General features: G+C 51.1%; 24 protein-coding genes and 1 pseudogene. 17 read left to right on the forward strand and 8 right to left on the reverse strand.

Going from position 1 to position 23,225, the window contains the following annotated elements:
• Positions 1–8 precede the first annotated feature (8 nt).
• Positions 9–263 (reverse strand): biofilm development regulator YmgB/AriR family protein, encoded by a 255-nt coding sequence (locus tag HA51_RS00535; RefSeq protein WP_084931174.1) that lies wholly within the window; start codon positions 261–263, stop codon positions 9–11.
• A gap of 554 nt (positions 264–817) precedes the next feature.
• On the opposite strand from HA51_RS00535, the gene HA51_RS00540 reads away from it, so the two are divergent.
• From HA51_RS00540 to HA51_RS00555, 4 genes are all read left to right on the forward strand, one after another.
• Positions 818–1,129, forward strand: a complete 312-nt coding sequence (locus HA51_RS00540) for a hypothetical protein (RefSeq protein WP_084931175.1) — start codon at positions 818–820, stop codon at positions 1,127–1,129.
• Positions 1,130–1,294: 165 nt separating this feature from the next.
• Positions 1,295–1,855 (forward strand): non-canonical purine NTP pyrophosphatase, encoded by a 561-nt coding sequence (locus HA51_RS00545; RefSeq protein WP_084931176.1) that lies wholly within the window; start codon positions 1,295–1,297, stop codon positions 1,853–1,855.
• Complete coding sequence (locus HA51_RS00550; protein ID WP_010618046.1) at positions 1,852–2,646, forward strand: SIR2 family protein; 795 nt, start codon at positions 1,852–1,854, stop codon at positions 2,644–2,646. The genes HA51_RS00545 and HA51_RS00550 overlap by 4 nt, the downstream gene beginning before the upstream one ends.
• Positions 2,647–2,719: 73 nt before the next feature.
• Positions 2,720–3,064: a YebG family protein gene (locus tag HA51_RS00555; RefSeq protein WP_084931177.1), complete on the forward strand. Its 345-nt coding sequence runs from the start codon at positions 2,720–2,722 to the stop codon at positions 3,062–3,064.
• Positions 3,065–3,152: 88 nt separating this feature from the next.
• Here the strand turns inward: HA51_RS00555 and HA51_RS27380 are convergent.
• Both HA51_RS27380 and HA51_RS00565 read right to left on the reverse strand, forming a co-directional pair.
• Positions 3,153–3,296, reverse strand: a pseudogene (locus HA51_RS27380) (DUF4172 domain-containing protein); the annotation flags it as partial.
• A gap of 112 nt (positions 3,297–3,408) precedes the next feature.
• Positions 3,409–5,415 carry a TonB-dependent siderophore receptor gene (locus tag HA51_RS00565; protein ID WP_084931178.1) on the reverse strand — a complete coding sequence of 669 codons (2,007 nt, stop codon included), beginning with the start codon at positions 5,413–5,415 and terminating at the stop codon, positions 3,409–3,411.
• A gap of 126 nt (positions 5,416–5,541) precedes the next feature.
• On the opposite strand from HA51_RS00565, the gene HA51_RS00570 reads away from it, so the two are divergent.
• From HA51_RS00570 to HA51_RS00595, 7 genes are all read left to right on the forward strand, one after another.
• A complete protein-coding gene (locus HA51_RS00570; RefSeq protein ID WP_084931179.1) occupies positions 5,542–6,084 on the forward strand; it encodes a hypothetical protein in 543 nt (180 codons plus the stop codon).
• Positions 6,085–6,125: 41 nt separating this feature from the next.
• On the forward strand, positions 6,126–6,419 hold the full coding sequence (locus HA51_RS00575) for a helix-turn-helix transcriptional regulator (protein ID WP_158087344.1): 294 nt from the start codon (positions 6,126–6,128) through the stop codon (positions 6,417–6,419).
• Positions 6,420–6,622: 203 nt separating this feature from the next.
• The gene (locus HA51_RS00580; protein ID WP_169718763.1) at positions 6,623–7,036 is read left to right on the forward strand and encodes a hypothetical protein; all 414 of its coding nucleotides are present in this window, start codon (positions 6,623–6,625) and stop codon (positions 7,034–7,036) included.
• On the forward strand, positions 7,023–8,780 hold the full coding sequence (locus HA51_RS00585; RefSeq protein ID WP_084931182.1) for an ABC transporter ATP-binding protein: 1,758 nt from the start codon (positions 7,023–7,025) through the stop codon (positions 8,778–8,780). Before HA51_RS00580 ends, HA51_RS00585 begins: the two co-directional genes overlap by 14 nt.
• The gene (locus HA51_RS00590) at positions 8,767–10,482 is read left to right on the forward strand and encodes an ABC transporter ATP-binding protein (protein WP_084931183.1); all 1,716 of its coding nucleotides are present in this window, start codon (positions 8,767–8,769) and stop codon (positions 10,480–10,482) included. The genes HA51_RS00585 and HA51_RS00590 overlap by 14 nt, the downstream gene beginning before the upstream one ends.
• A gap of 372 nt (positions 10,483–10,854) precedes the next feature.
• A complete protein-coding gene (locus tag HA51_RS27080) occupies positions 10,855–11,031 on the forward strand; it encodes a hypothetical protein (protein ID WP_158087345.1) in 177 nt (58 codons plus the stop codon).
• Positions 11,032–11,159: 128 nt separating this feature from the next.
• The gene (locus HA51_RS00595) at positions 11,160–11,483 is read left to right on the forward strand and encodes a hypothetical protein (RefSeq protein ID WP_084931184.1); all 324 of its coding nucleotides are present in this window, start codon (positions 11,160–11,162) and stop codon (positions 11,481–11,483) included.
• Positions 11,484–11,927: 444 nt separating this feature from the next.
• Here HA51_RS00595 and HA51_RS00605 read toward each other — a convergent pair whose 3' ends face one another.
• The 5 genes from HA51_RS00605 to HA51_RS00625 all read right to left on the reverse strand — a co-directional run bounded on the left by HA51_RS00605 (position 11,928) and on the right by HA51_RS00625 (position 17,510).
• Positions 11,928–12,959: a methionine synthase gene (locus tag HA51_RS00605; RefSeq protein ID WP_084931186.1), complete on the reverse strand. Its 1,032-nt coding sequence runs from the start codon at positions 12,957–12,959 to the stop codon at positions 11,928–11,930.
• 27 nt (positions 12,960–12,986) lie between these two features.
• Entirely contained in the window at positions 12,987–13,964 is a 978-nt protein-coding gene (locus HA51_RS00610) for a DUF1852 domain-containing protein (protein ID WP_084931187.1), read from the reverse strand.
• Between the two features lie 289 nt (positions 13,965–14,253).
• Positions 14,254–15,714 (reverse strand): MFS transporter, encoded by a 1,461-nt coding sequence (locus tag HA51_RS00615; protein WP_084931188.1) that lies wholly within the window; start codon positions 15,712–15,714, stop codon positions 14,254–14,256.
• Between the two features lie 122 nt (positions 15,715–15,836).
• Complete coding sequence (locus HA51_RS00620; RefSeq protein WP_084931189.1) at positions 15,837–16,529, reverse strand: RraA family protein; 693 nt, start codon at positions 16,527–16,529, stop codon at positions 15,837–15,839.
• A 3-nt stretch (positions 16,530–16,532) separates the two neighbouring features.
• The gene (locus tag HA51_RS00625) at positions 16,533–17,510 is read right to left on the reverse strand and encodes a hydroxyacid dehydrogenase (RefSeq protein WP_084931190.1); all 978 of its coding nucleotides are present in this window, start codon (positions 17,508–17,510) and stop codon (positions 16,533–16,535) included.
• Between the two features lie 488 nt (positions 17,511–17,998).
• On the opposite strand from HA51_RS00625, the gene HA51_RS00630 reads away from it, so the two are divergent.
• Genes HA51_RS00630 through HA51_RS00655 form a run of 6 tightly spaced genes read left to right on the forward strand, consistent with a single transcriptional unit; the run spans position 17,999 to position 23,111 of the window.
• The gene (locus HA51_RS00630; RefSeq protein ID WP_084931191.1) at positions 17,999–18,397 is read left to right on the forward strand and encodes a DoxX family protein; all 399 of its coding nucleotides are present in this window, start codon (positions 17,999–18,001) and stop codon (positions 18,395–18,397) included.
• 40 nt (positions 18,398–18,437) lie between these two features.
• Positions 18,438–18,914 carry a GlcG/HbpS family heme-binding protein gene (locus HA51_RS00635; protein ID WP_084931192.1) on the forward strand — a complete coding sequence of 159 codons (477 nt, stop codon included), beginning with the start codon at positions 18,438–18,440 and terminating at the stop codon, positions 18,912–18,914.
• Positions 18,915–18,916: 2 nt separating this feature from the next.
• Positions 18,917–19,573 (forward strand): sugar dehydrogenase complex small subunit, encoded by a 657-nt coding sequence (locus tag HA51_RS00640; RefSeq protein ID WP_084931193.1) that lies wholly within the window; start codon positions 18,917–18,919, stop codon positions 19,571–19,573.
• Positions 19,574–19,594: 21 nt separating this feature from the next.
• Positions 19,595–21,187: a GMC family oxidoreductase gene (locus HA51_RS00645; protein WP_084931194.1), complete on the forward strand. Its 1,593-nt coding sequence runs from the start codon at positions 19,595–19,597 to the stop codon at positions 21,185–21,187.
• Positions 21,187–22,584: a c-type cytochrome gene (locus HA51_RS00650; protein ID WP_245840113.1), complete on the forward strand. Its 1,398-nt coding sequence runs from the start codon at positions 21,187–21,189 to the stop codon at positions 22,582–22,584. Before HA51_RS00645 ends, HA51_RS00650 begins: the two co-directional genes overlap by 1 nt.
• Before the next feature lie 59 nt (positions 22,585–22,643).
• Positions 22,644–23,111, forward strand: coding sequence for a GlcG/HbpS family heme-binding protein (locus HA51_RS00655; protein WP_084931195.1), 468 nt, complete (start codon positions 22,644–22,646; stop codon positions 23,109–23,111).
• The last annotated feature ends 114 nt before the right edge of the window (positions 23,112–23,225 follow it).

Raw genomic sequence — 23,225 nt, forward strand, 5'->3', positions numbered from 1 at the left:
CGCTTTGGTCAGGTGATGTCATCAGGCGTACGCTGAACAATAATCTCAAGCGCGTTACGATAGATGTCTTGCTTGATCACATCGCTTTCACATTCGAGCCGAAGGATAAGCGCAAGAATGATATCTTTATTGGAAATGCGAATTTTGCGCGCCGACAGCTCCAGGCGTATTTCAGAGATGATCGCTCTCTCGCTTAGAAATTGGTCACCCGTAGTTTGGAAGAAATCAAGCAGCTGAGACTCTGTGGTTACTGTTGGTTGCATATAAGCCTCATGAAATTAAGGATTAAAAACTATATCTGCCAATAATAATGAACAGTGAAAGTTATTGTTAGCATCATTATGTCTGGCGAAAAAAAACACCTCTGAAAGAGGAAATCCATAACACTTTCAGAGGTGATGCAAAGCATCATTCGTTACATGCGGCCCCAGCCGCGCATCAAAACTATACAATTCACACAAACTTGTACAATGACAAATTTAGCTAATCGTGTGGTATTAGGTGTTTATTTAATGCAACTTTTAAATCAGTCAAATTTTTCAAATATTCAAAGCCTTTATAAATAATAGATAACCATATTTGTAGGGGAATTTTGTCGATTTGAATCAAGTTTTATGAATTAAATAATCAACCGAAAGTTTCCAAAAAAAACGATAAAACTTGTACAGAGGCGCCCGTTTACAGTCTTTTATGCCTGATTCCTGCAGCGGAATCATTCATTTTTAATGCAAGTTTAGTTTTTTTTACCGTTTCGCTTTCATATTTCCAGATAAGCTACTAATGATAGATGTCGATAAAATCATAAGTAGAGGTGCGTTTGAACGCATACCAGTTAGATATTGAAATTTTTGCCCTTCAATTAAGAAAGCATGCAGCAGCTCACCAAACAGGGATGTGTCTTCAGGAAGCTAAGTTCCATGTAGACTTAACACTGCAACAGATGAAGGAAGTACTGGGAAAAGACAAAGTTTTTCAGGTACTGAAATGGAATGAGCTGCTTGCCATGCTCGACAAGTTTAACAGCAACACTCAAGATCCTATGTGGAGGACGGTCATCAACCATGCCAGATTTCGGGTGAAAAGTAGGCGCAGCACGATCATTCATGCTCGCCGGCGATTCAAAGATTAGGTTTGCCAAAAATACGACCTATCATGAGTTTTGCCACCGCGTTAGAATGCTGATGAGTTTGGTAGATGAGATCATGATTGATAGGGCAGCAAAATTAAAATCGGGAGATAACCCGGAGATAGTGCCGATAATCGAAATTTAACCTATTAAAAACAGCTGATTGCAATGAAAATACGCTTCCTTTCCGCGAATGAGCTAAAGCTAGCTGAAGTCCGTACCATCCTTGAGCCAGTCGGCGTTGAAGTGATACCCATCGCCCGTCGTATTGAAGAGATCCAGACTGAAAATGAGGTGGAATTGGTGCGTGACAAACTCACCAAAGCTTTTTCCATCATCGGCCGCCCATTATTTGTTGAGCACACGGGGCTCTATCTTGATGGGCTCAACGGTTTGCCGGCCGGATTGACGCGCATTTTTTGGAGCCGTTTGCACGCTGAACGTTTCACTAAGTTGGTCAACGGGTTAGAGACGCCCAATGTGACAGCCAAAACCGTACTGGGCTATTGCGATGGGCGCAAAATGTATCAATTCGAAGGCCAGCTGCGTGGCACTATCGCGCCAGCACCTGCTGGACCCCGTGAGTTTCAATGGGATTGTGTTTTTATCCCTGAAGGACACTCACAAACCTTTGCCGAAATGGGCGAATTAAAAAATGAGATCTCAATGCGACGTCTGGCGCTGGATCGCTTTGCCACCTTTTTAAAAACATCGCGAGGACTGGCATGAAACCGGAACTCAAACGCGCCTACGATGCAGGAAAATTAATCCTGTTTGCGGGCGCAGGGATCTCACGCAATCTTGGCTTGCCGGAGTGGCACGAGTTGATTGCGCACCTCGCTAATGAACTGGGTTACGATCCGAAAATCTTCAACACGTACGGTACGCATCTCTCACTTGCAGAATACTATAAGCAGCGCAAGGGCTCGCTCGGACCTTTGCGGAGCTGGATGGACCGTGAATGGCATCGGCCTGACATCGACGTGCGCAGCTCTGAAATCCACACCATGATCACCCAAGGAAACTTCTCGCGCATCTACACCACCAACTATGATCGCTGGTTGGAGATGGCGCATGAAGCCCATAATGTGCCGTACAGTAAAGTGGCCAATGCCGCAGATTTGGTGTCATTAACCGAAGACAAGCGCCATATTATTAAACTTCATGGTGATTTTGACGATGATACGTCCATTGTGCTGGATGAAAGTAGCTACTTCGAACGCCTTTATTTTGATTCGCCGCTTGATATCAAACTGACTCACGATGTGATGGGTAACTCCGTTTTGTTTGTGGGTTACAGCATCAGTGATTTTAATATTCGTTTGTTATTCTATCGACTGACGAAAATGTGGGGTCGAACAGGGCTTGCTACCGCCAGGCCAAAATCCTACCTGTTTACCAATCGTAATAATCCGGTAGCGAAAGAGGTACTGGGACAGTGGGGGATTGAGATGATCGTTTCTGAAGAGGACGATCCCCGCAAAGCACTGGCGACTTTCCTGGAAGAATTATTGGCTTAGTGGGCAAAAGTGGTTGCTCAAAAAAGTTTGCTTAGAATATACTGTATATAAATACAGTTAACCGAGGTGCATCATGGCAGTCGAAACCAAATATGTTGTTGTCAGAAAGGGTGAAGAAAAGATGACGTTTGCCAATAAAAAAGACGCGGATGCCTGGGACAAGATGCTCGATATGGCTGATGCTTTCACTGATTGGTTGCAACAGCATCAGCCTGATCTTGACGAAGCACAGGCTGAAGCATTGGGCATGTTACTGGCAGAACAGAAAGACGCTGTGCAACACATTCTGCGCACCAGCAAATTACCGGATGCAGTAAAAGAAGACGCTGTCGAAAGTGAGGATGTGGCAATCGCTGAACCTGCTGAAGAAAGTGCCAGTGCACCTGAAAAGAAAGTGCGTGCAGTGAAAGCGGCTTAATTTCAAGATTCATTTTGCAGAGTATCCCACCGATGCGTTGGGGTGCTATGTGAACAAACAGCGAAGAACTCAGTCCGGTTCTTCGCTGTTATTGTTTTATCTGGTAGTGCGTACTGCGCCCACCCCCCGGTAACTTCTCCAGACATCCTTTTTCTACTAGCTCAACCAGATGGCGGGTCGCCGTAGCTTTACTGACCTTGGCCACTTTTTGATATTGACTGGCGCTAATGCCCTCAACATCATGTTCTTATTCGGCTCATATCATGAGCCGAATAATGACTTTATTTGGCTCAATCATCCAGATGATAAGGGTGGCAGCCTCCTTGCTGCCAGGCGCAACGCAATTAGAACATCTCTATGCGGACATCAACACCTGCCGTGCGGCCATTGTTGACCTGAGCAAATGCGGTCGTGCCACTCAGGAAGCCATAGGTGCGGTAGCGCTTGTCAAACACGTTATCAACATAAGCCGAGACGGTGACACGCTCGCTGGCTTGCCAGCCAAGGCGCAAATCCGTGGTGCTATAACTTCCTTGACGAAGTTGGTTATCGCCATCAAAGAATTGTGGGCCGACCACATTGATGGCCGCGCGTGGTAACAGTGATCCCCATGGCGTATCGATAGTCCCGCTGAGGCTGGTGCCAGTCGCGTAGCGCGGTACAAAAGGAACACGCTGGTCGGCATAACTTTCGCTGCTGCCGGTGAATTCCGAGCGAACCACGTTACCGTTCACTGCCCATGACCATCCTGGCGTAAATTGCCAGCTAGCGCTCAGCTCCGCTCCGCTGGCATCGGCACTCCCAGCATTGCTAATTGTTTGGTAACCGACTGGGCCGGAAAAGAGTTGTAGATTACGCGTGTGCGTATAGAACAGCGCGCCATCAACTTGCCACGCGCCTTGCTGGTAGCGGCTCCCAATCTCGTAGTTCATCGAGCGTTCGGCATCATAAGCATCGGCAGAAGTACCTGCTACCGGCGTCACCGAGAAACCGGCTGGTTTATAACCTTGCGCAGCGCGTGCGTAAACACGCCATCCATCGGTGAGCTGATAGCCAGTGGAGAGTTGGCCTAAAATCTGGTCATCACGGTGGGTATTACTGTCACCCCAAGGATGACCTTGCGTGGAGCCGCTATAACGCGTTTCCGCCTTGTCGTGTGAGTAACGTAAACCAGCACCTAGATCCCAGCGAGAGGTGACATGCCAGGTGAGGTCGGTATAGGCGGCCAACGTTTCGGCTTGGTTATGCGAGCGAGTCGACGTAATAGGTGTGCCTGCGTAATCGTAATGGGAATCGAGCGATTCTCTCGTATCCTGACGATACAGACCGAACACGGCATCCAGCGTATCGTTGCCGCGCGTTGCTGCACGGATTTCCTGCACGTTCTGGTTCCAGTTTTCGGGCAGATTGGCCGTGTAACCACTGTACGGGAATTTACGATCGTACTCCTGTTGCTGCCAGGCACTGACCACGCTGATGATCCAGTCTTCGGTGGTGTAGCGGCCGCTCAATGATTGGCTGTGGCTGCAACTGCGTAGATAAGGATCGCCACCACCAGGACTGATATCCAAAGTGCGGCTTTTTACGTCAGCAAAAGGCACATAGGTGTCTTGTGTCGCATGGGTACAAGTTTCGGTCACCGCCGCACTGACTTCCCATGGTTGATTATCCGGCGCTAAGCGCAAGCGTACGTTGCCTGCATTGGTGCGCGAACCACCCAAGTGATCGCTGCCCGTGTCTGGGTTGGTCATTGAACCCTGATCAACCTGGCGCAGTAAGGTGGCGCTGCCATATAGCAACCCATCCTGAATCGGTCCACTGACATTAATTTTGCTGTGATAACCATCTCGACTGGCATAACCCCCTTCAACGAAGCCGCGCGGGGTACTGTCCGGTTGATGCGTAACAATGTTGATAATGCCGCCTTGGGCACTTTTGCCATAGAGCGTGCCTTGTGGCCCGCGCAACATTTCAACGCTATCCACATCCAGTAATGGCTGCATGGCCAATGTTGAAAGCTGCGGCACGCCATCCACGTAAAAACTCACCGCTGGATTATAGAAATCTTGCGCCGAAGAAATCCCGCGCAGTGAGGCGGATTGGAACAATAAGCTGCCGCTATTGCCCATTTGCAGGCCAGGCAGTACACGCGGTAGCAGATCGGTACGACTGACATTGGCATCCGTCAGTGTGCTGGAATCCACTTTGACCACGGAAACGTTACGCGACGATGCTGCGGTTGCGGCTTGCTTGCTGGCGGTAACCACTAATGTATCTGCCTCTTCGGCATAAGCGCTGTGGTTGAGAAACAGAAGTGTACTGATACAGAGGGCAATAGGTTTTAACTGCATGGCAATACGTCCCTGAGGTAGTAAAGCCCAAGAGATTACGGAAGCGGGGGAGAAAAACATTGCACGGAACAGACCAAAACTGCACGATAAAGCTAAATAGAAATCATTATCATTACGGAGTGAAGGGTGAATCAGTCGCATCAGGAGGCATTGCTTCAATCAGGCATCAATCACTTTCAAGCGGGCAAGCTACGACTCACGCGAGTTTACACCACCTTACAGCAAGATTTACGTCTTCGTGGAAGCAGCGAGGCGCATCTTTCATTGGTGATTATGCGTGAAGGTAGCGGTCACTTTTCTTTGCAAAAAGGCGTTGTACAGCCTTTTCAACCCGGTTCATTACTGCTCTCCAGTTCGCAATTCCCTTGCGAAGGCGAAGACTTCTTCCCGCGTAACTATCTGTATGACCTGCAGATCATAAATTATCCAGTGCAATTCCTTGATGCGCTACTGGCCTTGGGTTTGGATTGCTCAGGGGTGAACGGACAGATCTATCGCGCCAATCTTAATTCGGCAATGTTGGAGAGACAGAGCGAGGTTGATGATGCCTGTCGGGATCAAAGTGCCTTCGGCCAGCTGCGCCTTGAAGGCCTTCTGTTGCTGATGTTGTGGCAAAGCTTGAACAAATTCAGCAAGGGGAGTGCTATCAAGCGGGTGGCACGAAACTGATGGGGCGTGACCGTCAGCGGCTGATCAAGGCACGGAATTATATGCGTGAACATGCTTGCAGCAGCTTAACGTTAGAGCAGGTGGCTCGCGCCGCAGGATTAAGCCAACTGGCATTCAAGCGCGGTTTTCGCGCCATGTTTGCCATCACCCCTTGGAACTTTATCATCGAATGCCGACTTGAACAGGCATTGGGTTTAGTCAAAGGTTCCAGTTACACATTAGATGACATTGCCACTCGGTGTGGCTTTTCCCATGCCAGCCATCTTACCCGTTATTTTCAGCGTCGCTACGGCCAGTCTCCGGGGCGCTATCGTCGACAGATTTCCTTAGATTAAGTGTGAATCAAATCCCGCAATCTTAGGCGCAGTTGTTCATTTTATCGTCTGTCGTGGCGATTTCAGGCTGAAATTTTCACTTGCGGTGAGAATTATAATGATTATTATTCGCATCAAATTGCCGAAAAAACAGTCTTAGGGTCGAAGGATATTTCCCCTAAACCCGCAAGGCGCGTGGTTCACGAACAAGGAGTGCCGTCATAGTGGAATCCGTCATTGATATCAGCCGTTGGCCATTAGTGTATTACGTGATGCCAGAACAAGTAGGCGCGGAGGATGCGCACAAACATATTGCTGAACTGCAGGCCATTCTTGAACGTCAGCAACCTTTTGTGTTGATTTTCAGTGGGGTAGAGCTGCCCCAAAATTCCGCTGAATTCTTCCGACAATATAAAGCCTGGGGAAAACGTACACGCACCGTTCAGCAACGCTTCTGCTGTGGCGCGGTTCGCGTAGAGACCGATGCCGCCAAGCGCCGCTCTTTCTGGCGTAAAGCGCTACGTTATCTGACTCAAAGTACGATTCCCTATCCCTACCGGGTTGTGGCAACTGAGATTGAAGCGCAGGAACAAGCTCAACACTGGCTGGCCGCAGGGGCAAAACATGACGCATGCTAGGGCCAGCTCGCCGCTGCGCGATACCTTAAGCCTGCTCAGAGGCGAGAGCAGCACGTTTTTGTTGGCGCTGTGTCTGGCTGCGATGGCAGTGATGCTTGAGCTAGTACCTTATGTATTGTTATGGCAGGCCGCTGTCGCCGTTGATCCCGCGAATACCCTGATAACCCTGGCGGGTTGGTTACTCGCGGTGTTAGTTGGCAAATATGTGTTGTTGTCACTGGCGGGTTATTTCAGCCATCTCACGGCTTTCCGAGTGCTCTATCAAACGCGATTGCGCCTCGCGCAGTCACTGGCACGCATCGCATTGCTGCGGCTCAGCCCCTATAGCAGTGCTAGTCTGCGTAACATCATCTTGAATGACGTCGAGCGTGTTGAAAATTTCATCGCACACCATAGTGTAGACATGATTGGCGCGCTGTTGAGTCCCTTGATCGCCGCGCTGTTCCTGTTCTGGCTTGACTGGCCCATGGCGCTTGCGGCACTGGCTACCGTTCCCTTGGCGTTGCTGGCGCAAAAGATATTTTCTCGTGGCATGGCGGAGCGCACGGCACAGTATCATCGCGCTTCCGCCGAACTCGATAGCGCACTGGTGGAATATGTCCGTGGTGTGCCGGTGATGAAAGCATTTCAGCAATCATCACGTGCATTTCGCCTGCTGAATCAGCGGCTGGATGCTTACCATCAGCTGGTGGTGAATTTTACTCGCCACGCTGTGCCAGCATGGTCAGCTTTTGTCGTGATCCTCAATGCGAATTTATTCATATTGCTACCGATAGGCTTATGGCGGGTGGCGCACGGCAGCCTCACTATCGGGACATTGCTGCTAGTCCTCATTCTCGGTAGCGGCTTGCTCAAGCCTTTACTGCGCGTAACATTTTTAAGCTCAATGTTGCGGGAAATTTTTTCCGGTGTGGGAAGAATTATGCCGTTGCTGGATTGCCCACAACCGCAACCAGAAACAGCGTTGCCGATTTCCAACGTATTACAAACGCATCAACTGAGTTTCGGATATGACGACACAAATGTGGTGAAATCTGTCTCGCTTCGGTTTGAGGCGGGGCGTTTCTATGCGTTGGTTGGTCCCTCAGGCGCGGGTAAGTCTACGCTCGCCTGGTTACTAGCGGGATTGTTACCGCCTTCACACGGCGATATCACGCTGGGTGAGGTCAGTGTTCAACAACTGCATGATGCAACGCGCGCACAACGGCTGGCATTAGTATCGCAAGAGGTATTCCTGCTACAGGGAACCCTGGCTGATAACTTACGGCTTGGGAATCCGCAGGCCAGTGAAGCTGAATTGTGGCAGGCGTTAACTTTGGCTCAGGCCGAAAACTGGGTGCGTAGTTTGCCACAAGGACTTCACAGTACCGTGGGTGAGCGAGGTGTAACATTGTCAGGAGGCGAGCGGCAACGGATAGCGATCGCCCGCGCACTGGTTGCCCATACCCCGATCTTGATCCTTGACGAGGCCACCGCGTTTGCCGATGCCTTAACCGAAGCGGCCTTTTATCGTGCGCTCCGCTTGGCGCGTCCCGATACCACACTCATCAGCATCGCGCACCGCTTGTTTGCCGTGCAGCAAGCGGATTGCATCGTCATGATGGCGCAAGGCGAAGTTGCTGTGCAGGGGCGGCACGAAACCTTACTAGTCAGCGACAAGGGATATCAGATGTTATGGCACAGTCAGTTTGATTTAGCACACTGGCATATTCGTGCAGAGGAAACCACTTATGTCACTGATTAATCGGGTATTGAGCCAGCCCTCCGCCGGACGTTCACAATTACTGACCGGGATGTTATGCCGCTTCCTGGCACAGTTGTGCATGGTGTTACCGTTCTTCATTGCCTGGTGGGGCATTGCTAAAGTGACGACGTCACATTTGGATGCGCTCTTTTGGGGGCAACTTTCGGTGGCTCTGCTCCTCTGCCTTGCTGGGCAACTGGTGTTTTCGCATATCGGACAATTACGTTGTTTTTTAGGCAGTTATCAACTGATGCACGATGTGCGTGAAACCACTACTGACAAACTACGCCACCTTCCGCTTGGTTATTTTCAGCGCAAAAGATTGGGTGAAACCAGCACATTACTGACGGATGCCATGCGTCGCGTCGAGGAGATCTTCTCACATTTGCTCCCGGAGGTGATTGCGGGACTGGCGACGTCGCTGATTTTCCTGCTGGGTTTAGCCTGCATCGATCTGCGTTTAACATTGGCGTTGGTGGTGACATTGCCACCCGCAGTGCTGCTGATGTGGTGGATGGGAAAACGATTGTTAATGGGTACACAGCAGCAGGGTGCGCGCTTCGTGCAGGCGTCAGGGCTTCTGCTAGAGTTTATTAGCGGAATCAGAACGTTACGCCTATATCATCGCGCAGGGCCAATGGTTCAGCGACTTGATGAGTCCTTTGCTGCGATTCGCCGTGCCAGCATGGGAATTGAAGCTTGGGGCGGTGGCAGTGTGCAGCTTTTCCGTTTGCTCATGGAATCCGGTGTCGTGTTGCTCTTTCTGACGGCTGCGCATCTTTTCCAACTGCAAGAAATTAGTCTTTTGACATGGTTATTGTTTGTGCTGGTCGCGGTCAAAGTCATTGACCCTCTGCTAGAAGCGGCAGCCTATTTCACTTTACTGCGTGTCATGCAGCAATCGGCCTCGCGTATTGATGCACTCATGGCGCAGCCAGGCATGCCGGAACAAGGTACGCGCGATTTAACACCGCAGAATGATATTACCTTTGAAAAGGTTAGCTTTGCCTATCAGGACGATGAAGTGGTGAAGGACATCAGCTTCCGTGTACCAGAGGGGAGCGTTACGGCCATTGTCGGCACATCGGGCAGTGGCAAAAGCACGTTACTGCATTTGTTGGGCGGTTTCTGGCCCATCACCGCAGGTGAAATCACCTTGGGCAGCGTGCCACTCCAGTCGCTCGGAAGTGAGCAAATATACAGCCGTATCGGTTATGTATTCCAGGACGTGCAACTCTTTGATGGCAGCGTGATGGATAACGTACGTATAGGTCGCCCTGAAGCCAGTGATGAAGCAGTGCGGGCGGCCTGTCATGCTGCCTTTTGCGACGATTTTATCTCGCGTCTGCCTCAGGGTTATGACACCCCGTTGGGTGAGGGTGCCCAGCGCTTGTCAGGCGGCGAGAGACAGCGTTTGTCGATTGCCCGAATGATGCTTAAAAATCCGCCCATTATCGTACTGGACGAGGCGACGGCATTATTAGATCCCCTGTCTCAGGCACAGGTTCAGCAGGCGTTAACGCAGCTGGCGAAAGGGAAAACGGTCGTCATGGTGGCGCACCGGTTGCGAACGGTTGAATTTGCTTCTCAGATACTGGTGCTGGAACAAGGGCGTATTGTGCAATCTGGGGTACACCAGGAACTGGTCAGCCGTCCAGGATTGTATCGCGAGTTGTGGACAGCACAGGAGGGTGAAAGCTAATCGACTTGGCAAACTGTCCGTTGTCGGCTTGGCGGCATATTACCAATATGGCTGGTGCCTTTTGTCATCACCAACGAATAGCAATGACCGCTATTTCTCAGAAATAGCGGTCATTCAATATGAGATAGAATTAACGTTGAAACGCAGCACCTAATGCGTAAACAGTGAGAATGTACCTGAGTAATAACTCACCATCCACGCGACATACACCAGCCACACCAATAACAATCCCGCCAAGCCCATTTTACCTGTCATGCTGAAATCCTCTTGTTATGCGGCGCTCTACGCCTGTAGGAATAAGCTGACAGCAGTGCAGGTTAGCGATCTTGCGCTAGATCAAAAAGAGTGTTTTTTGCGTGAGAAAAGAAGCAGATGAAATGTGCTCAAAACGGTGAAAAGTTGATTGTTGCCGTCGGGCATCACTTTATGGAGACCCCAGAGGGTGATTATGTGATGGCGTACGCATTACCAGAAAAAATAAATGAAAATGAGATGCGGCGTGATATGGGAGGTTTTGCCAATATCACGCCTTATTTTTCTTATAAATGAATAGCTCGAAAGTTAATGTTGTCTGTTATTTTAAACTTTCCACTTTACTGGTTCAGCTAATGACAGATAAATGAAATCAGATACTCTTGCGCCACCACGCTGCGTGGTGTTGAAAATAAGGGTATGACATGAAAACACTCAGTGCTGAAGAAATGATGATGGTATCCGGTGCAGGAAATTATGCTGATAAACATGGAATGGGGAATCCAAAAAGTAGCGGTAATTCGAACAACAAGGGAAATCCACGTTATAACGATCCCGGTGTAGCGAACTGTAATAAAGCGATTCTCATTGGCGGTGTATTAGGCGCAGCAGGTGGAGGCCCGGTGGGTGCAGCATTGGGAATGGCCGGTGCCGCCTTGGGTAGTGATTGCTCAACATCTTCATCGTCCAACAACAACAGCGGCAGCCGCAATGGCAGTAGTAGCATTGGCGGCCAATGCAGTTGGTAAATTAAATCAATGAGCCTGGCCTGTGTGTCAGGCTTTCAGGGAAGATTATGGGTAATCTAATCAAAGGTCTTTGCGTTTTTTTCGGCATAATGGTGGGCAATTTATTCCTTAATGGCGCATGCGTGGGAAATGGAGAATATGCGGCCCCTGCTGAATTATCACGATTGATGGTGACCATTTTGACATGGTGGGGAACAATGAGCGTTTTTCTAAAAATTACATCTTTCATTATTGGCAGGAAGCGCAGAACCAAATGACGCATTCAAGCTCGATTTTAATATTTACAGGACGCTAATATCCAGTGCTTGACCTAATTTATAAATATTGAGGTGAACGGATGGCTATCATTCAAAATGTTTTGTTCAATAGCCAGTCCGGCTGAGAGATGTGAGTCTCGCTCACATCTCTCAAACACAGACTGAGGTTGGCTATCAGCTGTTGCGATTATTTGCCCAGCAACTCATTGCGAACAATCGCAGCGCCAGCGCTCAACGCATTCAGTTTACCACGCGCAATTTCACGAGATAATGGCGTCATACCGCAGTTGGTCGAAGGATAGAGTTTATCAGCATCAACAAACTGCAGTGCTTTACGCAGCGTGTCAGCGACTTGTTCCGGTGTCTCAATGTCATTGGTTGCCACATCAATGGCTCCGACCATCACTTTCTTACCGCGAATCAGCTCAATCAGATCCATTGGCACGCGCGAGTTCTGGCATTCCAGTGACACGATATCAATAGAGGACTGCTGCAGTTTAGGGAAGATCTCTTCATACTGTCTCCACTCTGAACCCAACGTCTTTTTCCAGTCAGTGTTAGCTTTGATGCCATAGCCATAGCAGATATGTACGGCGGTTTCGCACTTAAGGCCTTCTACAGCACGCTCAAGAGCAGCGATACCCCAATCATTCACCTCATCGAAGAACACGTTAAAAGCAGGCTCATCAAACTGAATAATGTCGATGCCCACAGCCTCTAACTCTTTGGCTTCCTGGTTAAGGATTTTGGCAAATTCCCACGCCAGTTTTTCGCGGCTTTTGTAGTGATTATCATAAAGCGTATCGATCATGGTCATTGGACCTGGCAGAGCCCATTTGATGGGCTGCTTGGTTTGCTGACGCAAGAATTTGGCATCTTCAATGAACACAGGTTTCATACGTGCTACCGCATTAATAACGGTTGGCACACTCGCATCATAGCGATTACGAATTCTCACAATCTCACGTTTTTCAAAATCAACGCCGTTGAGGTGTTCGATAAAGGTGGTGACGAAATGCTGGCGTGTTTGTTCGCCATCACTCACGATATCGATACCGGCCTGAATTTGATCATCCAAAATTAAACGCAGCGCATCTTTTTTGCCGTCAACTAATTCCTGGCCTTGCAATTTCCACGGGGACCACAGAGTTTCTGGTTGTGCCAGCCAAGAGGGCTTCGGCAAGCTGCCAGCGGTGGAAGTGGGTAACAATGTTTTCATAATAAATGACCTTGTATTTTCGGTTAATCAAAAAGCGTAATTAGCAGACCATTGCTCAAGAATGGAATGGTAAGGTTTAATAAAGTTCTCTTCCGTGAACTTACCCTGTTCAACTGCTAACAAGCTACGCTCTTCGCGATCATAAACAATGCGAGTTAAAGAATGATCCTGATTGTTCAGGCTTGGCTGGAAGCATTGTCCTGCCGCAGAGTTAGCATTATAAATCTCTGGGCGATAAATCTTTTGGAATGTCTCCATGGTACTAATGGTGCTGATCAGCTCAAGATCGCTGTAATCACGCAGCAAATCACCGGAGAAATAGAATGCCAAAGGCGCAACGCTGTTAGCAGGCATGAAATAGCGCGCGCGCAGCCCCATTTTATGGAAATACTGATCGGTCAATGAGTATTCATCTTGCTGGTATTCAATGCCCAACACAGGATGTTGATTGCCGGTACGGGTGTAAATATTTTTACTAGAAACGCTGAGGCAAATCACCGGCGCTTTGCTGAAGTTCTCTTTAAACTTGGCAGAATTGACGAAGCTTTTAAAAATATTGCCGTGCAAATCGCCGAAGTTATCGGGGGTGCTGAACCCCGTGTTGCGCTTATTGTGATCTGCCAGCACGACGCTGAAGTCGTAATCACGCACATAAGAAGAGAAATTATTGCCGACGATGCCTTCAATACGCTCGTGGGTTTTCTTATCTACGATGTTTGTTTTCAGGATTTCAATCACTGGGAACGTGGTGCCATTACCTTCAATATCCACTTCAACAGAAATGATATCGAGTTCAACAGAGTAACGGTCGCTCTTAGGGTTATCCCATGACGCCAGAGAGTTGAATCGATTGTCCATCATCTTTAACGCGTTGCGCAGATTCTCTTGGCGATTCTTGCCGCGAGCCAGATTCGCAAAGTTCGTGGTAATACGCGTACCTTCGGCAGGGTTGTAGTTCTCGTCGAAAGTCGTTTTTTTAACGCTAAAGATAAAGTCTGTATTCATTTGTTCTGGCACCCTAAGTTCTGACAGCTAGACCTGATATCAATTTTACATTGAGAAGGCTTTGCGTTCGGTAGACGTTTAGCCGTCTAAATCAATCTCGTTGCACAATTTATGCCAGAGCCGGGGCATGAGGAAAAGTGATTTAATTTCATTCCTCATGAAGCATCTTCATGATCAGAGAAGTTGATTGAATATTTGGCAATGAAAAGGGGATGCACCCGGTGCACCCCCTGCGGATATATCGTCGTGGCGCGCCCAGAGTGCCGGCCCCACTAATGGTCAGCACAGATTAAGGGTTCACCTCTTCGAGACGGAGATTCAGCGTGCGCGGGCCAAACACACCAATGGTGAAAACCACAATCGCCATCGCGCCTGAAATGACCGCAAACACGGAGCTCACACCCATTTCACTCAGCACCCAAGCGATCGTGAAGCCTGACAGCATGCCGCTGATGCGACTGACCGAATACACCATACCGATGGCTTTGGCGCGAAAACGAGTTGGGAACAACTCGGCCTGATACGCACGGTAGGAAAAGGTCATGCAGGTGCTGGCCAGTGACAACAATAGCCCCAGGGTCACCAGCATCACCGGTTGTGACTGCCATGAGAAGACAGTGCCAACCACAGCAATGGCCAGTGCTGATCCGCTCACCAACCATTTTCGCTCGATGCGATCGGCGAACGTCATTGCGACTAAGGGCCCCAGCGGGCTGGCAAAAGCAATCAGGAATGAATAGAGCAGACTATGGGTGAATGTCACACCTTTTGCCGCCAGCAACGTCGGGATCCAGCTGGCGAAACCGTAGTATCCGATTGACTGGAAGAAGTTAAACACCAGCAGCATGATCGTGCGACGACGATACGGTGGACGCCACATCTCATTTTTTTCCGCAGGTTTAGCTTCAACCGGGATGAGCTGTTGCGGATCGACGGCAGGTAACGCTGAACCGGTAGACTTAGCCACCCGCGTTTCCAGGCGACGCACCACATCTTCAGCTTCTTTGTAACGCCCTTGCTCCACCAGCCAGCGCGGACTTTCCGGCAGGCCCATGCGGATAATCCACACCAACACCGCGCCGATACAGCCGAACAGCACCACCCAACGCCAGCCACTCAGACCGAGAATTTCTTGCGGCACCAATTGCCAGGAAAGAAAGGCGATGGTTGGGATTGAAGTGTATTGAATCGCCTGCACAAACGCATAAGAACGCCCACGCAAACGTGCGGGAATAAACTCTGACACATAGGCATCAATGGTGACCAACTCAGCGCCAACACCAATGCCAGAGATAATCCGCCAGAACACCACGGCAAAAGGATGGTGCTGGAAAGCCATGATGCCGCTTGCGACTGCATAGATCAGCAGCGCGATAATAAACACCTTTTTACGTCCAATGCGGTCAGCAAGATTGGCGATCAGCAAGGTACCGATAAAGACGCCGAGGAACATGGCGGCGACAAAGGCGCCCAAGCTATTGGGATCGAAAAAGTTATGGCTACCGTGGGAAAAGATCCCTTCGCGGACCATGCCGGGACCGATATAGGCGGTCAAGAAGACGTCGTAGACTTCAAACCAGCCACCAAGAGCCAGTGCAAAGATGATTAACCATAAAGGACGTGCGGCAGGCAAACGCTCTAGTCGCGCAGAGAGTTGCGCGCCAAAGGCTTTACCTTCATCTGGTGTGAAATTGTCGCGCCAGGTGATAGGCGGCGGTATCGACTCGCTCAGCGAAATTTTCTTCAGCACGGTAGGGTACTCCGTAGTTTTATAATATTTTTCAATGCAGGCACGTAGAGATCGCATCAATGACGACCCGACATATTGCGATAAAGTGATGGTGGGTGCGCATGGATGCGCACCTAAATTCATTACACCGGGCAGCCCTTGGCACGCAGAATCGCGTTAAAGCGTTCTGGGTCATTGTTGCCAGCGATATTGCTCGCGCGAATCTTGTCTTCGCGCTGGGCGTGTTGTTGTACACGTGGCAACAGAACACTTAGCTCGTTTTGTGGGATGGCAATCACACCATCGGCATCCGCAACGATCAAATCACCCGGCGACACCACTAATCCGGCGCAGTGTACGGTGGTATTCACTTCGCCAGGGCCGTCTTTCGACGGACCGCGCAAGGTGTTACCACGTGCCCAACAGGCAATTCCCCCTTCCGCCCATTCGTTGAGATCGCGTACGGCACCATCAATCACGAAACCGGCAATCTTTTTGGCGACGGCAGAGGTACGCATTAAACCGCCAATCAACGCCTGAGTCAGATCGCCAGAGCCATCAACCACAATGACATCACCGGGTTGAGCCATCTCGATCGCTTTATGAATCATCAAGTTATCGCCAGGGCGCACTTTCACCGTGATCGCCGGGCCGCACAGCACCAGATTGGCGTCGTTGTGATACGCCTGCAATCCGATGGCACCTACACTGCGGCCCATGGAGTCACCAATGTTGGCGGCAGGCAGGGCGCGAAAGGCATCAATGACGCCTGCATCAATCGGTGCACCGCGTTCCCCAATGAAATAGCCAATCGGCCAGTCTTTATGAATAGTCATGTGTTAGCTCCGGTTAAGCACCTGCGGATTGACGCAGGCTGAGAGGTTGATCTGCTGGTTGTCGAGAAATGCCAGGCATTGACGTGCGGCACTTTGTGCCACGGCATCCAGGGCCTGTGGGGTCGAACCACCAATATGGGGAGTGATAATTAGGTTGTGGAGCGCGCGGAAAGGGTGGTCCGCAGCCAAAGGTTCATGCGTTACGGTGTCCAGTGCGGCGGCACGGAGCTGTCCGCTTTGTAGCGCCGCAAACAGCGCATCTTCATCAATCAGCTCGCCACGGGCGGTGTTAATTAGGGTTGCGTTCGGTGGTAATAATGTCAGACGTTCAGCGTTGATCATTAGTTGGGTTTTCGGCGTCACCGGGCAGTGCAGACTCAAGACGTCAGACAGGGGAAGCAAGGCTTCCAAGGTTTCGCAGCGTTGAGCGCCGTCAAAGTCACCGTCTGTCGGTGCCGCAGGATCGAAAAAGGCGACCTGCATACCGATGATGCGAGCAAAGCGCGCCACGCGACGACCAATTTCACCGAACCCCACCAGACCTAGCGTTTTGCCCTGCAATTCTTCGCCATCGCCGGTACGTGTCCAGCGTCCGGCGGTCACTTCCTGTTGGAAAAAGGGGAGTCGGCGTGCGCCGTTCAGCATTAAAGCGAGCGTTAATTCAGCGACCGATTGTGCATTGGTCGCTGGCGTGGTTAGCACCGGAATGCCGCGCTCAGTCGCCGCAGCAACGTCGATATTTGTCACGCCCACACCATGTTTGCAGATGATTTTGAGCGTCGGGCAGGCATTAATTGCCTTCGCATTCAACGCCACAGTGCGCGAAATAACCGCGTCATAGGCAACGCTGCTCATACGGCGTTCAACTTCAGCCACGTCATTGGCGTCATCGAGATAATCCACCGTGCAGTCAGCCTCAGCAAGAAGTTGACGGCCTCCTTGGCCGAGGCTCGTGGTGGTCACGAGAAAGCGATAAGTCATGTCGGTTCTCCGATAGGGTTTGCATCATCCTGGCATCGACAACCGATAAAAAATATTCTGCGAAGGTTATAAATTCATTCCTGGCAGGAATCATTGACTGAATAATCAGCGGTCAGGCTAATGGCAAAGTCACTCTTTTATGTTGGTAAATTGTTAAATTTTTGATCGTGTATTATCTAAATCAAAGCCCGTCTTACTCTTTAAGATTTTTACTTAAAAAACCGTAACAAGCGCTGTGCTAGCAGAGTCTGCCAGCCCTATATTTGCAGGTTAAAACCCGCACCAATAGTGTGATCCACTTCAAAAGTCGCTCTCATCCCCCTGATGCAAAGCAGATATTTTATCGTTGTTGTTTTAAGCGAAACGCGCTGCAATGTTGAGCGGGGCAAGGGCTGAACGATTTTAGCCGCACAAAATGATAAAAGTAACTAAAGTTATAGAGTGTACCTTTTGGTTCATTAACAACTACATAATAGAACGGTTACATCATGTCCCAATCCAAAGATTTGCTCGCCGTACTTGGTCGCGTTATGGCGGTCGGTCTGTTCTTCACATCTGGTCTCGACAAAATCACGCACTATGCCGACAACCTGCAAACCATGGCGGACAACGGTGTGCCAGCCTTTTTCCTGCCGTTAGTGATCCTGTTGGAAGTGGGGGGCGGCGTGGCTGTTGCGCTCGGTTTTCTCACCCGTTTCACCTCGATATTTATGGCAGTGTTCTCCGTGATAGCCGGTTTCCTGTTCTATCAAGGTTACAGCCATGCGCACCTGATGGTGTGGTTGAAAAACATCTCCTGCGCAGCGGGTTTCCTGATGCTGTGTTTGCACGGCGGTGGCAAATGGAGCCTCGATCATCTGATTCAGCAACGTTTCGCACGCAACTGAGTTATTCCCTCTAAGTCATTCATTCTTTAGGACAACATCAATGAAAAAACTTCCGACAGTGCTGCTGTGCGGCGGACTGCTCTGTGCCACGGCACATGCTGCCGAACCGGTTAACCAAATTGCGGTGTTAACGCATGAGCAGGCGCAACAGCTGGTGGCAAAAGCCGAGCAAATTATTGACCGTCATCACATTGGTGGCGCAATTGCCGTGGTTGATCCCTTTGGTCAGCTGATTGCCTATGAGCGTCTGGATGGCGCGACCTTGGCAAACAGTGAACTGGCACCGAAGAAAGCCCACTCAGCGGTCGCCTTTGGCGTGCCGACTGCCAGCTTTCAGCAGAAAATTGCTGCGGGAAATATGGGTCTGCTGGGCAATCCTGCGGTTGTGCCACTGCCTGGCGGTGAGCCAGTGAAGGTGAATGGCGTGGTCGTAGGGGCGATTGGTGTGAGCACGCCAGATGGCAACGTGGATGCAGAAGCCGCTCAAGGCGCGCTGTCGGCGTTGAAAGCAGGTTAGCCATGGAAAGGAGACGTTTTTTACAACTTATGATGGCTACCCCAGTCATCGTCTCGATCCCGATGCAGCCGCTGCTAGCAGCACCGGGGGATGCCTCCCAGGCACTGTTACTGCGCGCCAGTGAATTGCTGACTGGACGTCGTGGCCTCGATGTGGGGATTACTGAACGTTTATGGACACTCCTGTGTCAGCAAGATGCCGCGTTTCCTGCGCAGCTGGCACGCCTGATGACCCGCCTGAATGCCTTACGCAGTGAAGATCGTGAGCAGATTGTCACACAGCTTGATGATGAGGATGTCAAAACGGCGCTAACCATTATTTCCCCGTGGTATCTCGGCTACACCGGACATCCTTCGACCACTAAAGCCGTCGATGACGCCCATTTTGTCACCTTCCTGTCGGCGTTGATGTATGAACCCACTCGCGACCACACCATTCGTCCGAGCTATGCCAGAGCAGGCGGTGATTACTGGGCTGAAGTGCCGGCAGGCGTGACCGCGCCGCCGATGTCGGCACAAATTCGTGAATGGGGCGACCTGTCGCCCATTGCCGCTAACACCATTAAACAGCCTGATGCACCTTGGTTACTCATGGTACAGGGCAAAGCCAAAACCCTCGTGGAAGCCGAGGCGATGTTGGTGCAGCACAACAACACATAACAAGAATAGAGCAGGTATATCATGAGTGAATTTGATGCTGACGTTGTCATCGTCGGATCCGGTGCGCTGGGCGCCAACGCCGCATATCAACTGGCGAAAGCAGGCAAATCGGTGATTATGCTGGAAGCAGGACCTTATATTCCGCGCTGGAAAGTCGTGGAGAACTACCGTAACGGTGCAAGTAAACGTAACTGGTGTACGCCTTACCCTAATTTGCCGTGGGCACCCAACTCCTATACCGAAGGCTACATCGACGCCAAAGGTGACGAAGATTTTGCATACGTCACCAGTTACTTGCGCGTAGCGGGTGGCAGCACGCGTCACTGGGCTTCAGCCTGCTGGCGTCTCTTGCCAAACGATTTCAAACTCAAAAGCGTCTATGGCGTGGGACGTGACTGGCCGTTCGAATACAGCGAGCTGGAACCTTGGTATGTCAAAGCCGAGCGTGAGGTCGGGGTGGTGGGTACCGGAAATGAGGATCAAAGCGGCCAGGGACGAGGCCACTACCCGCCGCGTTCTGCCGAGTATCCACTGCCGCCGGAAGCCAAGCCGTATATGGTGCAGCGCATGCAGTCGAAGCTGGGACCGATGGGCTACCAGGTGATTCATGAGCCGCATGCCCGCGTTTCCCGTCCTTATGACGGTCGTCCGGCCTGTGCAGGCAACAATAACTGCGAACCGATCTGCCCAATTGGCGCAATGTATTCCGGTGATATGCACGTTGATAAGGCCGTGGCGCTGGGCGTGCAGCTGCGTACGGAATGCGTGGCATGGAAACTGGAGAAGGGTGCTAACAATAAAATTGTCGCACTGCACTATCGCACGCCAGAGGGTAAAGACACCCGGCTCACGGCAAAAACCTTTGTGATTGCCGCACACGGACTGGAAACGCCAAAACTGCTGCTCATGAACGATGTTGCAAACAGTTCTGACCAGGTCGGCCGCAACTTGATGGACCATACCGGTTTGAGCCTGACGTTCCTCGCCGACGAACCGCTGTGGACCGGACGCGGTTCGGTGCAACACGGCACCATCGCCAATCGCCGTGATGAAGCCAGTCGTGCCCAGCACTCGGCAATCCGCTATTCGCTGCGCAATTTGGTGCCAAATGTCGATGTCACAGTGCCATTGCTGAAACAGGGCATGATGGGTCAGGCGTTGGATGATGCAATTCATGATCGCGCTTCGCGCATTATGAACATCAGCACCATGAGTGAAACGCTGCCAAGCCCTACCAACCGCGTCACGCCGAACTATGACCGGAAAGACTCCATCGGCCTGCCGATGCTCAACGTCAATTACCACCTTGATGATTATGTGCGTGGCATGCGCCCGCAGGCCTACAAAGACTTCGCCAATTTCTTGCAGGCGTTTAACGGTGAAGTGATTGAAGCGCCGACCGGCTGGCGTAACCAGTACCACATTATGGGTACCACCATTATGGGTGATAACCCGCGTGATTCTGTGGTGGATGCGCATTGTCGCAGTTGGGATCATCCCAATCTGTTCCTCGCGACGACGGGCGTGATGCCAACGTCGGCGACGGTCAACCCAACGCTTACCGGCATTGCGCTGGCGTTGCGTATGGCAGACACCATTGCGAGGGAGATTTGATGATGCGCAAACACTTTTGGCGTCTAGCGGCTGCCAGTGTCTTATTCGCGGGATTAGCACAGGCACAGGATGCCTCACCCGATTTGGTCAAGCGAGGGGAGTATCTGGCGACCGCCGGTGACTGCTCTGCTTGCCATCGCGATCCCCATAGCGGAAAACCCTTCTCCGGCGGCTATGCGATTCAGTCCCCGATGGGGCTGATTTACGGCTCTAACATCACTCCCTCGAAGACAGCAGGCATCGGTGATTACAGCCTCGCGGACTTCACGGATGTGATGCGTAAGGGGAAAGCACCGGGCAATCACTATCTCTATCCGGCAATGCCTTACACCGCCTTTGCCGGTTTGTCCGATGAAGATATTCACGCCCTTTACTCTTATCTGATGTTGGGCGTGCCAGCCGATGACCACCCAGCGCCGGAAACCGATCTGCCGTTCCCGTTTTCTTTCCGTCCGGTGATGGCAGTGTGGAATCTGATGTTCCTCGACAGCAGCGCCGTGCCGGGCAGTGACGCCGCCGCAGGCAGTGCTGAGCGCGGCGAATATCTGGTTCGCACGCTGGCCCACTGTTCCACCTGTCACACACCGCGTAACGGCATGATGGCAGAACAGGGCGAGCGCTTCCTGTCCGGTGGCAAAGTCGGCAGCTGGACCGCACCGAATATCACGCCGGATGCACAAGCCGGTATTGGTGACTGGAGTGAGGCAGAAATCGTCACTTATCTGCGCACCGGTGCGCTGCATGGTAAAGCCATTGCAGCCGGGGAGATGGGGACTGCGGTGCAGAACTCATTCTCTAAAATGCAACAGAGCGATCTTGAAGCAATGGCGCATTACCTGAAGCAGGTGCCGGCGATTGGTGGAGCAGGCCGTAAATCACCCGCATTAGCCGCGCAGCCAACACCGCTTTCAGCCATTGAAACCGGCATGAAAGATGACATCAAGGATTATGTCTCAGGTGATGCGATGAGCGGCGCGCAGCTTTACAACGGCGCTTGCGCCACCTGCCACGCGAGCGATGGACGCGGTACGCATGATGCGCAGCGTTTTTATCCGTCATTAGTCGGTTCCTCTGCGGTGCTGTCGGACGATCCTGCCAATCTAATCATGACGATTGCAGAAGGCGTAGACCGCAAGACTGAGGGGGATCATGCCTTTATGCCAGAGTTTCGTACCCAGCTTACCCAAGCTGAACTGGCGAAGGTCGCAGATTACGTCTCAACCAACTTCGGCAACCCACATCACGCGATAACCACCGCAGACGTTGAAAATACCTTGAAAGGTGAAAGCGGTAGCTGGCTGGTGCGTTACGCGCATGCGCTGAGCATTATCGGCGGGATTGTGGCGCTGTTGGTGATAGTAGTGGCGTTGGTCATTGTGTTGCGCCGCCGAAAATAAAGGTACGGGCGACCGGTGTCGCCCTTTTTAAACAGCACCACTGTTATATGGAGAGTTACATGAAAAAGGCTTTATCTTTGGCACTGCTGAGTGCAGCCCTGTTGGGTTCTGCAGCGGCAAACGCGACCCTGACACAAACCATTCTGTCGCAAGGTGATGCACAGAAACTCATTGCAGCAGCGCAGGAAAAAGCCCACGCGCTCAACGCCAATGTCTGCATTGCGGTATTGGATCAGTCTGGTCAGCTGTTAGCGTTTAATCGTATGGATAATGCTCCGGTTGGCTGCATCGATTCCTCGATCCTGAAAGGCCGTGCTGCTGCGTTATATCGCACCCCAACGGACAAATATATGGATCGTGCGAACGGTAAAGAACCTGCGATTGCTACTTTACCCGGCGTGATCCCACTGGGTGGCGGTTCACCGGTAGTTTGGCAAAACAACACGATTGGGGCGGTGGGCGTGAGCGGTTCGGCTAACCCGAATGAGATTGCCATCGCTAAAGCGGCCAGCGACAGTTTCAAATAACCGTACCCGCGCAATATAGCGGGCCGCATCAGTTCCTACTCGTTTATTACAGCGCGATTTATCGCGCTGTTTTGTTTTTCCCTTCCATCAAGTTCCTCCGTCGCCCGCCGATAG

The sequence above is a fragment of the Pantoea rwandensis genome (genome assembly GCF_002095475.1).
GTDB lineage: Bacteria > Pseudomonadota > Gammaproteobacteria > Enterobacterales > Enterobacteriaceae > Pantoea > Pantoea rwandensis.

What these genes read in the sequence shown, in the direction of transcription:
- HA51_RS00535 (WP_084931174.1), bottom strand. Translation starts at nt 263, where the DNA reads ATGCAACCAACAGTAACCACAGAGTCTCAGCTGCTTGATTTCTTCCAA.
- HA51_RS00545 (WP_084931176.1), top strand. Translation starts at nt 1,295, where the DNA reads ATGAAAATACGCTTCCTTTCCGCGAATGAGCTAAAGCTAGCTGAAGTC.
- HA51_RS00550 (WP_010618046.1), top strand. Translation starts at nt 1,852, where the DNA reads ATGAAACCGGAACTCAAACGCGCCTACGATGCAGGAAAATTAATCCTG.
- HA51_RS00555 (WP_084931177.1), top strand. Translation starts at nt 2,720, where the DNA reads ATGGCAGTCGAAACCAAATATGTTGTTGTCAGAAAGGGTGAAGAAAAG.
- HA51_RS00565 (WP_084931178.1), bottom strand. Translation starts at nt 5,415, where the DNA reads ATGCAGTTAAAACCTATTGCCCTCTGTATCAGTACACTTCTGTTTCTC.
- HA51_RS00575 (WP_158087344.1), top strand. Translation starts at nt 6,126, where the DNA reads ATGCGTGAACATGCTTGCAGCAGCTTAACGTTAGAGCAGGTGGCTCGC.
- HA51_RS00585 (WP_084931182.1), top strand. Translation starts at nt 7,023, where the DNA reads ATGACGCATGCTAGGGCCAGCTCGCCGCTGCGCGATACCTTAAGCCTG.
- HA51_RS00590 (WP_084931183.1), top strand. Translation starts at nt 8,767, where the DNA reads ATGTCACTGATTAATCGGGTATTGAGCCAGCCCTCCGCCGGACGTTCA.
- HA51_RS27080 (WP_158087345.1), top strand. Translation starts at nt 10,855, where the DNA reads ATGAAATGTGCTCAAAACGGTGAAAAGTTGATTGTTGCCGTCGGGCAT.
- HA51_RS00595 (WP_084931184.1), top strand. Translation starts at nt 11,160, where the DNA reads ATGAAAACACTCAGTGCTGAAGAAATGATGATGGTATCCGGTGCAGGA.
- HA51_RS00605 (WP_084931186.1), bottom strand. Translation starts at nt 12,959, where the DNA reads ATGAAAACATTGTTACCCACTTCCACCGCTGGCAGCTTGCCGAAGCCC.
- HA51_RS00610 (WP_084931187.1), bottom strand. Translation starts at nt 13,964, where the DNA reads ATGAATACAGACTTTATCTTTAGCGTTAAAAAAACGACTTTCGACGAG.
- HA51_RS00620 (WP_084931189.1), bottom strand. Translation starts at nt 16,529, where the DNA reads ATGACTATTCATAAAGACTGGCCGATTGGCTATTTCATTGGGGAACGC.
- HA51_RS00625 (WP_084931190.1), bottom strand. Translation starts at nt 17,510, where the DNA reads ATGACTTATCGCTTTCTCGTGACCACCACGAGCCTCGGCCAAGGAGGC.
- HA51_RS00630 (WP_084931191.1), top strand. Translation starts at nt 17,999, where the DNA reads ATGTCCCAATCCAAAGATTTGCTCGCCGTACTTGGTCGCGTTATGGCG.
- HA51_RS00635 (WP_084931192.1), top strand. Translation starts at nt 18,438, where the DNA reads ATGAAAAAACTTCCGACAGTGCTGCTGTGCGGCGGACTGCTCTGTGCC.
- HA51_RS00640 (WP_084931193.1), top strand. Translation starts at nt 18,917, where the DNA reads ATGGAAAGGAGACGTTTTTTACAACTTATGATGGCTACCCCAGTCATC.
- HA51_RS00645 (WP_084931194.1), top strand. Translation starts at nt 19,595, where the DNA reads ATGAGTGAATTTGATGCTGACGTTGTCATCGTCGGATCCGGTGCGCTG.
- HA51_RS00650 (WP_245840113.1), top strand. Translation starts at nt 21,187, where the DNA reads ATGATGCGCAAACACTTTTGGCGTCTAGCGGCTGCCAGTGTCTTATTC.
- HA51_RS00655 (WP_084931195.1), top strand. Translation starts at nt 22,644, where the DNA reads ATGAAAAAGGCTTTATCTTTGGCACTGCTGAGTGCAGCCCTGTTGGGT.